The 13,721-nt window shown below is 72.0% G+C and carries 15 protein-coding genes; all 15 read right to left on the bottom strand.

The window, feature by feature from the left end; translation table 11 throughout:
- Positions 1 to 89: 89 nt before the first annotated feature.
- Positions 90 to 2,609, bottom strand: coding sequence for an NACHT domain-containing protein (locus HNQ01_RS16480; protein ID WP_173806515.1), 2,520 nt, complete (start codon positions 2,607 to 2,609; stop codon positions 90 to 92).
- Positions 2,610 to 2,637: 28 nt separating this feature from the next.
- Complete coding sequence (locus HNQ01_RS16475; RefSeq protein ID WP_217427579.1) at positions 2,638 to 3,009, bottom strand: type II toxin-antitoxin system VapC family toxin; 372 nt, start codon at positions 3,007 to 3,009, stop codon at positions 2,638 to 2,640.
- Positions 2,996 to 3,250 (bottom strand): antitoxin family protein, encoded by a 255-nt coding sequence (locus tag HNQ01_RS22210; protein ID WP_217427578.1) that lies wholly within the window; start codon positions 3,248 to 3,250, stop codon positions 2,996 to 2,998. Before HNQ01_RS22210 ends, HNQ01_RS16475 begins: the two co-directional genes overlap by 14 nt.
- Positions 3,251 to 3,313: 63 nt before the next feature.
- A complete protein-coding gene (locus HNQ01_RS16470) occupies positions 3,314 to 4,384 on the bottom strand; it encodes a hypothetical protein (RefSeq protein WP_173806513.1) in 1,071 nt (356 codons plus the stop codon).
- A gap of 194 nt (positions 4,385 to 4,578) precedes the next feature.
- On the bottom strand, positions 4,579 to 4,869 hold the full coding sequence (locus HNQ01_RS16465; RefSeq protein WP_173806512.1) for a GNAT family N-acetyltransferase: 291 nt from the start codon (positions 4,867 to 4,869) through the stop codon (positions 4,579 to 4,581).
- 13 nt (positions 4,870 to 4,882) lie between these two features.
- On the bottom strand, positions 4,883 to 6,193 hold the full coding sequence (gene tolA / locus HNQ01_RS16460; RefSeq protein ID WP_173806511.1) for a cell envelope integrity protein TolA: 1,311 nt from the start codon (positions 6,191 to 6,193) through the stop codon (positions 4,883 to 4,885).
- Positions 6,194 to 6,206: 13 nt separating this feature from the next.
- Positions 6,207 to 6,656: an ExbD/TolR family protein gene (locus HNQ01_RS16455; protein WP_173806510.1), complete on the bottom strand. Its 450-nt coding sequence runs from the start codon at positions 6,654 to 6,656 to the stop codon at positions 6,207 to 6,209.
- 28 nt (positions 6,657 to 6,684) lie between these two features.
- Entirely contained in the window at positions 6,685 to 7,389 is a 705-nt protein-coding gene (gene tolQ, locus HNQ01_RS16450) for a protein TolQ (RefSeq protein ID WP_173806509.1), read from the bottom strand.
- A gap of 9 nt (positions 7,390 to 7,398) precedes the next feature.
- A complete protein-coding gene (gene ybgC / locus HNQ01_RS16445; RefSeq protein WP_173806508.1) occupies positions 7,399 to 7,824 on the bottom strand; it encodes a tol-pal system-associated acyl-CoA thioesterase in 426 nt (141 codons plus the stop codon).
- Between the two features lie 43 nt (positions 7,825 to 7,867).
- Entirely contained in the window at positions 7,868 to 9,133 is a 1,266-nt protein-coding gene (locus tag HNQ01_RS16440; protein WP_173806507.1) for a serine/threonine-protein kinase, read from the bottom strand.
- A gap of 30 nt (positions 9,134 to 9,163) precedes the next feature.
- Positions 9,164 to 10,378, bottom strand: a complete 1,215-nt coding sequence (locus tag HNQ01_RS16435) for a pyridoxal phosphate-dependent aminotransferase (protein WP_173806506.1) — start codon at positions 10,376 to 10,378, stop codon at positions 9,164 to 9,166.
- Positions 10,379 to 10,419: 41 nt separating this feature from the next.
- Positions 10,420 to 10,938 (bottom strand): transcription antitermination factor NusB, encoded by a 519-nt coding sequence (gene nusB, locus HNQ01_RS16430; protein ID WP_173806505.1) that lies wholly within the window; start codon positions 10,936 to 10,938, stop codon positions 10,420 to 10,422.
- A complete protein-coding gene (ribH, locus tag HNQ01_RS16425; protein ID WP_173806504.1) occupies positions 10,935 to 11,399 on the bottom strand; it encodes a 6,7-dimethyl-8-ribityllumazine synthase in 465 nt (154 codons plus the stop codon). The genes nusB and ribH overlap by 4 nt, the downstream gene beginning before the upstream one ends.
- Before the next feature lie 37 nt (positions 11,400 to 11,436).
- On the bottom strand, positions 11,437 to 12,534 hold the full coding sequence (gene ribBA / locus HNQ01_RS16420; protein WP_173806503.1) for a bifunctional 3,4-dihydroxy-2-butanone-4-phosphate synthase/GTP cyclohydrolase II: 1,098 nt from the start codon (positions 12,532 to 12,534) through the stop codon (positions 11,437 to 11,439).
- Positions 12,535 to 12,593: 59 nt separating this feature from the next.
- On the bottom strand, positions 12,594 to 13,697 hold the full coding sequence (gene ribD, locus HNQ01_RS16415; RefSeq protein WP_173806544.1) for a bifunctional diaminohydroxyphosphoribosylaminopyrimidine deaminase/5-amino-6-(5-phosphoribosylamino)uracil reductase RibD: 1,104 nt from the start codon (positions 13,695 to 13,697) through the stop codon (positions 12,594 to 12,596).
- Positions 13,698 to 13,721 lie beyond the last annotated feature (24 nt).

Here is a 13,721-nt window from a genome sequence, read left to right as displayed (position 1 = left end):
CTGTCGGGCGCAGGGGCGGGCGTGGGCCCTCGCCTGCGCGAGGGTGACGGGGGGCGGCGCGGTCTGCGCTCCCCAGCGTTTGACCGCCGTCATTCCCGCGCAGGCGGGAAGCCACGATCACTGTCAGTACAGTGACGCAGCACTACACGAAAGCCTTGGCTGTAGTCGCAGAAATCGGGCCTTGCAGCGCTGTAGACAGCGCAGTTCATGTGATCTGATGCAAAGGCCCACGAGCCACCACGTACGAGCTGGACCGCAAATGTCTCCCCGTTCGATTGGACGGTTGTGGTGGTTTTGGTCCACTCCCAGATATTGCCGAGCATGTCGTACAGCCCGTAGCCGTTGGCCGGAAAGCAGCCGACGACCGAGGTGTCACCGATGCCGGTGTCGTCGTAGTTCGCCCGCTCCGGATCGGCCTTGCCAGCCCACCAGTAGTCCCACCCCTTGGGCTGCCCGCCCCGCGAGGCGTGCTCCCATTCGTGCTCGTCCGGCAGATCCGCCCGCCAGCCCTCAGGCAGGCAGCCCGTGCCGGTCAGCCATTCGCAGTACGCCAGCGCCTCGGCGTGGTTGACGTGGTGCACCGGGCGGTGGTCCGGGTCGCGCAGGCCCCTTGAGTCGCCCAGCTCGAAACCGCTGTGTTCGATGAAGGTGCGGAACTGCGCCACCGTGACCGGGTAGCGGGCGAAGCGCAGGTCGTCGCGGCCGGGGATGGGGACGAAGCCGAGGTCATCGCCGCAGGGCAGAAAGCAGTTTTCCACATCGAAACGCGGATCCAGCTCGCCCAGTACATCCCCCAGCTGGGCGCGCAACCTGGCCGGCACGCCGTTGCCCGTCGGCTTGCCCGGAAACGCGCCGCGCATCAGCACCGCCACGACCCGATCGGCCATGGCGCGACGGTAGGGCTCGGCCTGCACGTCCTTGGCGCCGATCTCCTGGAACTGCAACCCGGCCAGCCGCGCCCGCAGCCAGTCCGCTTCCGTCCATGCGGCAGACGAAGCAGCCGAGGATTCGACCAGCGCCTGCGCCAGCATCGTGCCGCGCTCCGGCTCGGCGATGCGCGCCGCCAGGATCAGCACCAGCTCCCATCGTGCCCATTGCTCCGCCGCCCCGCGCGTCAGCGCGATGCAGCGGCTGGCCATGTCCGGCTGCCGGGTCAGATGGCAGGCGGCGAGGTATTCGCGGAAGCTGCGGTGCGGGAACTCGAAGCGACGCGGAGGTGCTGAGCCATCCCAACTCAGCAGGCCGGTGCGCTCGACGATGTAGTTCACCACCGTCTGCGCACGCCGCAGCGCGTCACCCGCATCGGCAAACAGCGCCTCGAAGCCCTGGCGCAGACGGTCCTCGTGGACTGCCTCGTCCTTGGCCTCGTGCGTCTTGTACGCCACCTCTTCAAGCGCCGGCAGCAGGCTCTCGATGCGGAAATGGGGCAGGTCCAGCAACCGGCGCAGGCTGGCTCCCGCACCGCGCTCGTCCTTGTCGTCCCAGCGCATCAGCAGCAGCGTGACCGCCTCGCGGTACAGGTCGGCGCGGTCGTCCGGCAGCCGATCGACCGTGTGCAGCGCCGCCATCAGCGTCAGCAGCAGCGGATTGGCGGCCAGCTCGCGCAGATCCTGGCGCCGGCTGGCCTGCTGAAGGTCAGCCACCAGCACTGCCGGATCGGCGCGCAGTGACCAGCCGTGCCGATCCGCCGCCTCGTACCAGCGGGTGATGAAGTGATCGACCTGTGCCTCGGTCAGCCCCGCCAAGGCGTATTCGCCCTTGGACGCCACCGGGGCCTTCCAGGCGTTCGGCCGCACCGTGCGCAGGAAGCGGCTTTTCGTGCCCGTCAGGCTGCGCTCCAGTGCCTCGATGGCTTTCAGCACCTGCTCGCACTGCGCGGGCGTGCCGCATTCGTCCAGTCCATCGAACAGGAACAGCGCCCCGCGCTGGATCGCCACGCTCTTCAGGTACTTCACCGGCAGTTCGTGCCCGTCGCGCTTCAGCGTCTCCGCGATGAAGGCCCACAGCCGTTCAGCCGTGCCGACGTCCGACGACGCCAGCGACGCCCCGAAATGCCGCAGCGTCACGCGGATCGGCAGCAGCGCGTCGTGCGGCCAGGCCCCCTCCAGGACCGTCGGCAATTCCTCCCGCCACGCCCGCGCCAGCATCACCAGCATCCAGGCGCCGAAGGTGCTCTTGCCGCCGCCCGCCGCGCCGAGCAGGGTCAGGCTGCGGTGATGCGCCAGGGCTTCGAGGGCCGTGACGGGGCGCTGCTTCTGTTCCTCCAGGGCCTGTCCGGAACGACCCGCCTTGCTGCGCGAACGCTGACGAGCCGGGTCGAACCACTGTGCCAGCGTCAGCCCCTCGGGAATCGACAGGCACGTGTCGAGCGGCTCGAACACGTCGTCCAGCGCCAGCGGCTCGCCGTCGGTCGAGGCACGGGTGTCGATGCGGTCGAGCGGCAGGGGCGTCAGCGCATCGATCAGCCCGTCCAGGTAGCAGCGCAGCACCGACGCATCCGGCACGACCTCCAGCCCAGCCAGCATCTCGGGCTGCAGCAGCAGCGTGATGTTGTACTGGTCCCGCCCGACGGCATCCCGCCCGGCCTCGACAGCGCCTTGAGCCACCATTCCCTCGGCGTGAACGGACGGCGTTCCCTCAAAAGGCATCGCGCATCACCCGTGCCAGGCGCTGATCCAGCGTCAGCAACCGGGCGCCGCAGACGCGGGCCGTGGCGGCAACGATGGCATCCGGCAATTTCAGTCCGCCATGGCGGCGCAGCCGGATGGCCTCGTTCTCGATGTCGTCGCTGAGGCGAACCACTTCGCAGCAGGACAGGAACGCCCGCGCGGCCTGCTCCTCCTGCTCACCCAGGGCCGGGAAGCCGAGCAGCTCCATCCGGGTGATCTGGCTGACCCCCGTCCGGGCCATGATCAGCCCGGACTGCTGCATCAGCGCGAGCGCCGGCTCCGCGCCCTTGAGCAGGCCGATGACCACATTGGTATCGAGCAGATGATCAATCCCACTCACGGCGCATCGCCTCCTGCACGGCCTGCGGATCGCCGTTCCAGTTCGGCGAGTCCTTGAGCATCCCGGCGAACTGCTGCCAGTCGCCTGTCGCCGGTGCGGGTGCCGTCGAGGCGGGGCGCAGACCGACCACCGCGGCGAGCGGCAGCCGGACGATGACCAGATGTTCATCCTCCTGGAACTGCACCGGCTCCAGCGGAATGATCTGGCCCGCGCGGCAGATGGCTTCGATGGCCTGGTACATGGCAAGCACCTCCAAAGGGCAGTGGAAAGACGGATTCGCTATCTTGGCATCGAAGGGCCACGCTCATGGCGCCGCAGGACCGCCGCCCTGGATCTTTTCCAGCACCGCCCTTGTCAACGGCCCGGCCAGCCCACCAAGCACCGGCGACGCGAACGCGCTGACGATGCCGCCCACGGCCGCCGGCACCAGATCGATCAGGCCCTTGACCAGATGCGCCAGCTTGCTGTCGTCGGCCTTGTCGCCCTTGGCGGTTTCGGTGGCCAGCGCATTCACCGTTTCCGCCACCGTCTCAGCTTGCCCGGTGGTCGCCTTGGCCTGAACCTGGGCAGCCAGCCCGGCGAGCAGGGTGTTCAAGTCTGGATCGGAACGGGCGGGTGCGACCGCAGGGGCCTGGTGGACAGTCTGGTTGCCGCCCACCACATCGCGGCCCGCATTCACCGGTCCGAGGAACATCGCGCCACCGGTGTGGATCGTTCCCGTGTTGATCGATCCACTGTTGTTGCCGATCAGCACACCGCCGGCCCCCACGGCTTGTGCTCCGGCACCCTGGGCAATCGCGCCACTGCCATGCAGCGTGGCCGTGTTCGACGGGGCGCCTGCCGCCAGCGAAGCGGCGGTCTCCGGTCCCGGGATCGTTCCGAAGAAACCCTCAAGCGCCAGCTTCTCCAGTTGCTCACCGAAGTGCCGACACAGCCCATCTCGGTCTGCGTACCCCGTCTGAAAGTGCCCAAGCACCTTCAGCTTTTTCTTGAAAGCCAACAGGCTGGCCGCATCGTCTTCGTCGATCTCGTCCATCGGGACCGTGATCTTGCGGCAGTAGGTATAGATCAACGGCCGCCCCGTCGCCTTGAACTGCCCGAACGCCGTCTCGAACTCCTCGGCCGTGTACATCCCGACCTTGGTCCAGAACAGCATCACGAACACGTCGCAGCCCTTCAGCGCCTTGTTGTACTCGTCCTGCAGCCGGGTCTGTGACATCGCGTCGACGAAGTCCTCCCAGATCACCAGCTCCAGGAACACGCCCCGCTCGTGCCAACGCTTGTTCTGCCGGTTGATGAAGATCTCGAACTCGCGCCGGTCCTCGACCAGTTCGGCCGAGGAGGCCAGGAAGATCTTTCGCTTGCTCTTGTCCATGCCTTGCTCCCTGAGAAAAGTGCAAAAGCATAGCAATCGGACGGGGCCGGGGGGGCGTGGCGTATGCCACGCAGGGGTTGGCGTGGGCCCTCGCCTGCGCGAGGGTGACGGGGGCAGCGCGGTGGGCGCGGTCCTGGGTTCGGGGGCGTCATGCCCGGCGCAGGCGGGCACCCGCAGAGGTTCTTGCGATCGCTTCAGCCCCGCAGCACCTGCGTCTGCGGATGCCGCTGCATGTAGACCCGCACGTAGGAGCAGCTCGGGCGCACCTTCAGCCCCTCGGCGGCGGCCCAGTCCAGCGCGGCCCGGACCAGCGCGGCGGCGATGCCGCGGCCCTCGAGCGAGCGCGGCACGCCGGTGTGGTGCATGTCGATCATGTCGCCGCTGCGGTGGTAGGCGGCCACGCAGGTCAGGCCGTCCACGACCGCCTCGAAGCGCGATGCGGCCGTGTTGTGGACGATGGTCAGATCGGTCGGGGGCGTCGTCATGGGCGGTCTCGGCTCAGCGTTCGGATGCGGTCCAGGGAATGTCGATCACCGGCGGCACGCGGTTGTCGATGTCGCGCGGCACCACGCCGGCCTTGTCGATCGCGTTGATCACCGCCTGGTCCCACTCGGGCTGACCGCTGGACTTCAGCAGCTCGCGCGACATGATCGTGCCGTCGGGCGCGACGCGCACCCGCACCACCGCCGGCGCGCTGCTGCGGATCTCGCCGGTGAAGGTCAGCTTGGGCTTGAGGTAGGCACGCAGCCGGCCGGCATAGCCCGCCGACGGGCCGGAGGACTGCGCGGCCGTGCCGCCGCCGCTCGAGCCGGCCGGACCGCGTCCGCTGCCGGCGTTCGAGCGCGAGCCCGCGTCGGCGTCGCCGCCATCGCCGTCGCCGAGCTGCTTCTGCAGCCGGCGCAGGTTCTCCTCGCGCAGCCGGGCGGCGTGCTCCTTGTCGGCCTTCTCGGCCTTTTCTGCCTTGGCGGCCTTCTCTGCCTTTTCCGCCTTCTCGCGCTCGGCCTTCTCGCGCGCCGCCTTGTCGGCCTTGTCCTTCTCGGCTTTCTCCGCCTTCTCCGCCTTTTCGCGGGCGACCTTCTCGGCCTTCTCCCGTTCTGCCCGGTCCTTCTCGGCGCGTTCCTTCTCCGCCTTGTCGCGGGCCGCCTTCTCGGCCTTCTCAGCCTTCTCGCGCTCGCGGCGATCCTTCTCGGCCTGCTCCTTCGCGAGGCGCTCCTTCTCCGCCTTGCGCTCGGCCTTTTCCCGTTCGGCCTGCTCCTTCTGCGCCTTCTGGGCCTTCTCGCGCTCGCGGCGTTCCTTCTCGGCCTGGGCGGCCTGCTCGGCCTCGCGGCGGCGCTTCTCGGCGCGTTCGCGGGCGATGTCGGCCTCGCGCTGCTGCTCGTTCACGGCGGGCGGCGGCGGGGCGGCGGCCTTCAGCTTCGGTGTCGGCAGGGGGGGCGGGACCGGAGCCGGTGCGGGCGCGGGAGGTGGCGGCGGGGGAGGAGGGGGCGGGGGAGGAGGGGGCGGAGCCGGCGGCGGCGGGGGCACGACGGCCGGGGCCTGCACCTCGGGCTGGCTGCGCGCTGCCGGTGCCGCGGCGGGCGCAGGCGCGGCAGCCTGGGGCACCGCGGACCACAGCTCGGCGCTGACCGCGGCGATCTCCTGGCGCTTCCAGGCCACGCCCCAGGCGAGCGCGGCGATCAGGCCGACGTGCGCGAGCAGCGCCACCGTCGAGCCCAGGCCGAGGCTGTCGGCCGAGGGCGGGTTGCGGATGGGATCGTCGGCCGGGTCGGGCGGCGGCGAGGCGGGCGAGGGCGGCGGCGGCAGGGTCATCGGCCGGGCCCCTTCAGCCGCCGCTGGTGCGCACCGCCAGGCCGACGCGGGCCACGCCGGCGCGCTGCAGCGTGTCCATCACCTTGACGACCAGCTCGTAGCGCACGCCCTTGTCGGCGGCGATGATGACCGGCACCTGCGCGGCGCCTTCGGCGAGCGACTTCACCCGGCCGGCCAGGCCGCCGAGCGCGACGCGCTCGTCCGGGGCGGTGCCGGCGGGCGTGCGGCCGTCGACCTTCAGGCGCAGCTGGCCGTCGGCGTCGACGATGACCTCGATGACGCGGTCGGGCTGGCGCTGCGCCTGTCCGACGGTGGGCAGGTCGACGACGCCGGGCGTCATCAGCGGCGCGCAGACCATGAAGATGATCAGCAGCACCAGCATCACGTCGATGAACGGGACCATGTTGATCTCGTTGATCGTGCGGCGGCGCCCCGATCCGGAGCGGGACTGGACGGCGGGCATGGCGGCGGCCTCCGGTGCGCGGGTGCGCTCAGTGCGTGGCGGCCGGCTGCGCGGCGGCCATCTGGCCGACGTTGCGCGCCAGGATGTTGGAGAACTCCTCCATGAAGGTCTCCTGCTGGATCGCCAGGCGGTCGATGTCGCGGGCGAAGCGGTTGTAGGCGATGACCGCCGGAATCGCGGCGAAGAGGCCGATCGCGGTGGCCACCAGCGCCTCGGCGATGCCCGGCGCGACGGTGGACAGCGTCACCTGCTGCAGGTTCGACAGGCCGGTGAAGGCGTGCATGATGCCCCAGACGGTGCCGAACAGGCCGACGTAGGGCGAGACCGAGCCGACGGTGGCCAGGAAGGACAGGTTGGACTCGATGACGTCGAGCTCGCGCTGGAAGCTCGCGCGCATCGCGCGCCGGGCGCCGTCGAGCATCGTGCCGGGATCGCCGACGCGGCGCTCGCGCAGCTTCAGGAACTCGCGCATGCCGGCGGTGAAGATGCGCTCCATCGGCGCCGACAGGTGCGCGTTGCGCTCGCTCTGCTGGTAGAGCTCGTTGATGTGGCGGCCCGACCAGAAGTCGCGCTCGAAGCGGTCGTTGCCGCCGCGCACCCGGCGCAGGCCGACGACCTTGGCCACGATGACGGCCCAGCTCGCCAGCGACACCAGCAGCAGCACCGCCATGACGAGCTGCACCACGATGCTGGCATGCATCACCAGCTGCAGGATGTTCAGGTCCTGGTTCATCAATCCACCTCAGGAGAGTCCGAGCACGGACAGCAGGGAAGCCGGCATGCGCCGGGGCCGCAGCGTGGCGGCATCGACGCAGCCGATGCGGATGCGGCCTTCGGCCAGCAGCGTGTCCTCGCGCCAGGCCTGCTGGTCGAGCACGAGGCTGGCGCGGCCCGCCTCGGCCAGCCGCACGGTGACCTCGATGCGATCGTCGAGCCGCGCCGGCTGGCGGTAGCGCACCGCGGTGTCGGTGACGACGAACATCGCCGCCTCCTGCAGCCGCATCGCCTCCTGCGAGAAGCCGAGCTCGCGCAGCCACTCGGTGCGCGCGCGCTCGAAGAACTTCAGGTAGTTGGCGTAGAACACCACGCCGCCGGCGTCGGTGTCCTCCCAGTAGATGCGCAGCGGCCAGCGGAATCCGGCGATCGGCGGCGGGGTCGGAATGGTCATCGGGTCGGGATCGGGGGCCGGGGCCCGGGCGGGCAGGTCTTCATCAGGTGCGCGCCCACAGCAGCGTGGCCACCAGCAGCAGCAGCAGCAGCACGACCAGCAGCAGCGTGCTGAGCACCCAGCTCGGCCGCCGAGGCTCCGGCGCGAGCACCGCGGGCAGCTGCAGCGGCGTGGGCATCGTCGAGGGCGGCGGCGGCTGCGAGGCCAGCGGCTGCAGGCTCGGGCCGGCCGCAGGCGCCGCCTCGCTGCCGGCGCTGTGCGAGGACAGCCAGGCGCGCAGCTCGCGCGCCATCGTGCCGGCGGTGCGATGGCGCTGCTCCGGATCGATGCGGATCGCCTTCAGCGCGATCTCGGCGAGCTCGCGCGGCACGCCGGCGTCGAGCTCGCAGGGGTGGCGCGGCCGCCCGGTGCGCACCGAGGCGCGGATCTCGGTCAGCGTGCCGCCGAGGTAGGGTCGCTGGCCGCACAGCAGCTCGTAGAGCACCACGCCGAGCGAGTAGACGTCGGTGCGCGGATCGCACTCGCGGCCGTCGAACTGCTCCGGCGCGGCGTAGTAGGGCGAGCCCAGCGCCGGACCGCCGATCGCCTCGGCCTGGTGCAGCAGCTGCGCGATGCCGAAGTCCAGCACCACCGGCCGGGTGCGCCCGACCATGAAGATGTTGCCGGGCTTGATGTCGCGGTGCACGACGCCCTTGCCGTGCGCGTAGCTCAGCGCGTCGGCGACGCGGCGCACGATCAGCGCGGCCTGCTCGCCGCTGGGACGCCAGCCCGCGCGCAGCATCTGCGACAGGTCCTTGCCGCGCAGCAGCTCCATCGCGATGTAGGCGCCCTCCGGGCTGACGCCGGCGTCGTGCACGGTGACGATGTGAGGATGGCTCAGGCGCGCGGCCGCGCGCGCCTCGTCGAGCACCCGCGCCACCAGCGGCTCGCGCTCGCCGTCGGGCACCGCCAGCGGCAGCGTCTTGACCGCGACGCGGCGCGTCAGCACGGTGTCGTAGGCCGACCAGACGGTGCCCAGGCCGCCGGCGCCCAGCGGGCGCTCGAGCACGTAGCGGCCCATCTGGTTCTGGTTCAGCAGCGCCTGCGCGTCCGGAATCTGCACCGGCGGCGCCGGCGGCAGCGGCGGCACCGGCGTGGTCGTCTCGCCCGGCAGGCTGAGGTCCAGCGCCGCGCCGATCTGCTGCTCGAAGGGCAGGCTGTCGGGCGGCAGCGTCTCGGTCAGCGCGCCGGGGTCGGTCGGCAGCCAGCCGGCCTCGGGCGATCCAGGCGCTCCGGGCGGCTGCTGGCGGGGGCGGGTGGAGGTGGTCATGACTGCGGCAGCCTCGCGTGACCGGGCCGTTCAGCGCCGCAGCACCCGCCGCAGGCGCCGGGTCGCCTCGTGCAGGTCTTCCATCGAGCTGGCGAACGACAGGCGGGCGTGATGCGCGGTCTGCGCATGGCCGAAGTCGCGCCCCGGCGTCAGCGCGATGTGGGCGCGCTGCATCATCTCCATGCAGAAGGTCCAGCTGTCGGGCGCATGCGCGCGGGTGTCGAACCAGACGTAGAAGGCGCCGTCGGGGCGCACCGGCACCGCCAGGCCGAGCGACTCCAGCGCCGGCACGATGAAGTCGCGCCGCGCCTGCATCGCCAGGCGGCGCTGCTCGCACAGCGCCAGCGTCGCGGGCTCGAAGCAGGCCAGCGCGGCGTGCTGCGCGACCGTCGAGGCGCAGATGTAGAGGTTCTGCGCCAGCTTCTCGACCGCCGGCACCAGCGCCTCGGGCAGCACCATCCAGCCCAGCCGCCAGCCGGTCATGCCGAAATACTTGGAGAAGCTGTTGACGACGACCACGTCCTCGCCCAGCGTCGCCGCGCTGCGCGCCTGGCCGTCGTAGCTCAGGCCGAGGTAGATCTCGTCGACGATGGTCAGGCCGCCGCGCGCGCGCACCACGGCGGCGATGCGGGCGAGCTCGTCGGGCGCGATCGAGGTGCCGGTCGGGTTCGACGGCGAGGCCAGCATCACGCCGCGGGTCGCCTCGCTCCAGGCCGCCTCGACCGAGCCCGCGTCGAGCTGGAAGCGCTGCGCGGCCTCGGCCGGCAGCAGCCGGGCGACGCCGCCGGCGGCGGTGACGAAATGGCGGTTGCACGGATAGCTCGGATCCGGCATCAGGATCTCGTCGCCGGGGCCGACCACCGCGCTCGTCAGCAGCTGCAGCGCCGCCGAGGCACCGGCGGTCACGACGATGCGACGCGCCGGCACGTCCGCGCCCCAGCGCTCGGCATACCAGCGCGAGATCGCCTCGCGCAGGGCCGGCAGGCCGGTGGCCGGGGTGTACTGGGTCCGGCCGGCGGCGATGCAGCGCTGCGCCGCCTCGGCCACCGCCGGCGGCGCGGTGGTGTCGGGCTCGCCGATGTTCAGGTAGATCATCGGCTCGCCGCCGAGGGCCGGATCGCAGGCCGGGCTGCGGGCGATCTCGTCGGCGGCCTTGGCGCACTCCATCACCCAGAAGGGCTCGATCCCGGCGACGCGGTCGGCCAGGCGATGGGGGTCAGGTCGGGCGGCGGGGTGTCGGTCCATCGTCGGTTGCGTGCGGTCTCGACCTCGGGGTCCGGCCGTCCTCAGGACGGGCGCGAGGCGCTGCGGGCCGCGCGCTGGGCCGCGACCTCGTCCGGGCGCAGCCCCGCGGCCGCCTTGTCGAGCACGCCGTTGACGTACTTGTGGCCGTCGGTGCCGCCGAAGGACTTGGCCAGCTCGACCGCCTCGTTGATCGCGACCCGGTAGGGCACGTCCATGCAGTGGCGCAGCTCGTAGGTGCCGATCAGCAGCACCGCATGCTCGACCGGCGAGAGCTGAGCCACGCTGCGGTCCAGGTGCGGCGCGATCACGCCGTCCAGGTCGGCGATCTGCGCGATGCAGCCCTGCAGCAGCGCGTCGAGGTGGGCGCTGTCGCAGCGGCCGTGCTCGTCCTGCTCGCGCATGTGCGCCAGCACGACGCCGACGTCGGTGCGGCTGATCAGCCACTCGTACAGGCCCTGCAGCGCCAGCTCGCGCGAGCGGCGGCGGGCGGACTTCGGACGGGGCGCTCCGGCCTGGCCAGGGGCCTGCGAGCGGGATTTCGGATTCGGATTCGGGTTCAAGACAATTCTTCCAGCAGATTCGCCATCTCGACCGCGACGCGGGCCGCGTCGGCGCCCTTGTCCTCGGCGCGGGCCCAGGCCTGGGCCTCGTTCTCGACGGTCAGGATGGCATTGGCGATCGGCACGCCATGATCGAGCGACACCCGGGTCACGCCGGCGCCGCTCTCGTTGGCGACCAGTTCGAAGTGGTAGGTCTCGCCACGGATGATGCAGCCCAGCGCGATCAGCGCGTCATGCTCGTCGGCCTCGGCCAGCGCCTGCAGCGCCACCGGCACCTCCAGCGCGCCGGGCACGCTGACGTGGCGGATGTGGCGCTCCTCGACGCCCAGGCGCTGCAGCTCGGCGATGCAGCTCTGCGCGAGCCGGTCGGTCAGCTCGGCGTTGAAGCGGGCCTGGACGATGGCGACGCGCAGGTCGCTGCCGTCCAGACGGGTGGATTGGCCCTTGTCGGCACCTTGCATGGCGATGACTCCGTGGTGAGGGTCGGCGTGTTGGCGCTCAGGCCTGGGGCTCGGACGGCAGGAAGCCGGTGACTTCCAGGCCGTAGCCGACCATGCTCGGCATGCGGCGGCGGTTGCTCATCAGCTTCATGCGACGCACGCCGAGGTCGCGCAGGATCTGCGCGCCCACGCCGTAGGTGCGCAGGTCCATGGCGGTGCGGGCCGGCTCGGCCGGCTGCGGCTGCGCCAGGCCCAGCAGCGCCTGCGCGTCCTGGCCGACGTTGAGCAGCACCGCCACGCCGCGCCCGGCCGACTCGATCGTCGCCAGCGCGTCCGGCAGCGCCCAGGAGTGGCGCGCGCGGCCGACGTCGAGCAGGTCCAGCACCGACAGCGGCTCGTGCACCCGCACCAGCAGCTCGTCGTCGGGCGTCCAGCGGCCCTTGGACAGCGCGAGGTGGACCTGGCCGGTGCGGTCGCGGTAGACGCGGCTGTCGAAGGCGCCCCAGGGCGTCGTCAGCGGGGCCTGGTGCAGCGGCTCGATCAGCGTCTCGTTGCGGCTGCGGTAGGCGATCAGGTCGGCGATGGTGCCGATCTTCAGGCCGTGCTCGCGGGCGAATTCCTGCAGGTCGGGCAGGCGCGCCATCGTGCCGTCGTCCTTCATGATCTCGCAGATCACCGAGGCGGGCGACAGGCCGGCCATGCGGGCCAGATCGCAGCCGGCCTCGGTGTGGCCGGCGCGCATCAGCACGCCGCCGTCCTGGGCCTGCAGCGGGAAGATGTGGCCGGGCTGGACCAGGTCGGCGGGCCGGCCGTCGCGGGCGACCGCGGCCTCCACGGTGCGCGCGCGGTCCGCCGCCGAGATGCCGGTGGTGACGCCGGTGGCCGCCTCGATCGAGACGGTGAAGGCGGTGCTGTGCTTGGTGCCGTTGCGCGCGGCCATCGGCGGCAGCTGCAGGAACTCGCAGCGCTCGCGCGTCAGCGTCAGGCAGATCAGGCCGCGGCCGTATCTGGCCATGAAGTTGATGGCTTCAGGCGTCACCAGATCGGCGGCGAGGACCAGGTCGCCCTCGTTCTCGCGGTCCTCCTCGTCGACGAGGATGATCATGCGACCGGCCGCCAGCTCGGCCACCAGCTCGGGTATCGGAGAAATCGACATCCCTGGATTGTAGGCGCTCGGCAGGGCTTGTCCCTCGCGGGGGCCTTCGAGTCTGTCCCCTAGGCGCTGGTCCGTGCGCCCGGACGGCCGATCAGGCGCACGTCCTCGCCGACCCGGGCGACGTCGTGCAGCGCCAGCCGCCAGGCCTGGTCGAGCGAGGCCGGCGGCCCGAAGGCGGCCAGCCCGCGGCCCTCGCCGAGCAGCACCGGCGCGACATAGGCCAGCAGCTCGTCGACCTGGCCGGCGGCCAGCAGCGCGCCGTTGAGCCGCGCACCGGCCTCGACATGCAGCTCGTTGATGCCGCGCCGGCCCAGCAGCGCCAGCACCGAGGCGAGGTCGGGCCGGCCGTCGGCGCCGGGCGCGACCGCCTCGATCTCGACGCCGTCGCGCCGCAGCGCCGCGACGCGCGTCTCGTCCTCGAGGGCGGCGGGCAGGCACAGCAGCAGCGCGCGGCCCGGGGCGTCGAGCAGGCGTGCGGTCGGCGGCGTGCGCAGCGTGCTGTCGAGCACCACCCGCAGCGGCAGCCGGCCCCAGGGATCGGTCGCCAGGCGGGTGTCCAGGCGCGGGTCGTCGTCGAGCACCGTGCCCACGCCGGTCAGGATCGCGCCGGCGCGGCGCCGCCAGGCATGGCCGTCGGCGCGCGCGGCCGCGCCGGTGATCCACTGGCTGCGTCCGTCGGGCAGCGCCGTGCGGCCGTCCAGGCTGCCGGCGACCTTCAGGCGCACCCAGGGCCGGCCGCGGAGCATGCGCGAGAAGAAGCCGATGTTGAGCTCGCGCGAGGCCTCGGCCATCAGGCCGTGGACCACCTCGATGCCGGCGGCGCGCAGCCGGCGCACGCCGCGCCCGGCCACCAGCGGATTGGGGTCGAGCGCGGCGATCACCACCCGCGCCAGGCCGGCCTCGACCAGCGCGTCGGCGCACGGCGGCGTGCGGCCGTGGTGGCTGCAGGGCTCGAGCGTGACATGGGCGGTGGCGCCGCGCAGCTCGTGGCCGGCGGCGCGGGCCTCGCGCAGCGCGACCACCTCGGCGTGCGGGCCGCCGGCCTCGCGGGTATGGCCGCGGCCGATGACCTGCCCGTCGGGCGCGGTCAGCACGCAGCCGACCCGCGGATTGGGCTCGGTCAGGCCGATGGCCCGGGCCGCCAGGTCGAGTGCCTCGGCCATCGCGATCTGGTCGCGGGCGCTGAA

Origin of the sequence: Sphaerotilus uruguayifluvii (genome assembly GCF_013294065.1) — a bacterium.
In the GTDB taxonomy this organism is placed as follows: domain Bacteria; phylum Pseudomonadota; class Gammaproteobacteria; order Burkholderiales; family Burkholderiaceae_C; genus Sphaerotilus; species Sphaerotilus uruguayifluvii.
Note: the sequence above shows the minus strand (reverse complement) of the source record. Positions and strands in the feature narration are given on the sequence as shown.